The sequence below is a fragment of the Vibrio sp. 03_296 genome (assembly GCF_002265885.1).
Window position 1 is genome coordinate 1 of record NZ_NPKW01001003.1, and the last position, 656, is coordinate 656.

General features: G+C 44.2%; 1 pseudogene. It reads left to right on the forward strand.

The features are described from left to right. A pseudogene (locus CIK04_RS29455) lies at positions 1-473 on the forward strand (TetR/AcrR family transcriptional regulator); the annotation flags it as partial. Positions 474-656 lie beyond the last annotated feature (183 nt).

Sequence of the window (656 nt, forward strand, 5' to 3'; positions counted from 1 at the left end):
TCTGTGGCGACCGTCTTCAACTACTTCCCAACTCTGCGAAGATCTTGTAGACGAAGTGCTTAATCATGTCGTTCGTCAGTTTTCTAATTTCCTATCTGACAACATCGATTTGGATCTCACGCTAAGAAAACATCGCCAACATCACCAACGCAATGATTGAGCTTGTGGTGCAAGACAATCACTGGTTGAAAGTTTGGTTCGAGTGGAGTGCGTCAACGCGTGACGAAGTTTGGCCTCTGTTTGTCACCACCAACCGTACTAATCAGTTGCTGGTACAAAACATGTTCATCAAAGCCATTGAACGCGGTGAAGTGTGTGATCAACACAACCCAGAAGATTTGGCAAACCTGTTCCACGGCATTTGTTACTCGCTGTTTGTTCAAGCAAACCGCACCAACAATACTGCAGAGCTGAGCAAACTGGTCAGCAGCTACTTAGACATGCTATGCATCTATAAACGCGAACACGAATAGCACCAGTAACCTCATATAAAGGTTGGCCACGGCCAACCTTTTTTATGCCGAGTAAAACGTGGGGCCATTTTTGAGGAAATAAAAACCGCTGATGATTCAGCGGTTTTATTTTGACTATTCGCTAAGAAGATTATTTTTTCTTCTTCGCTTTCGCGTTTGGTAGGTCAGTGATCGTACCTTCAA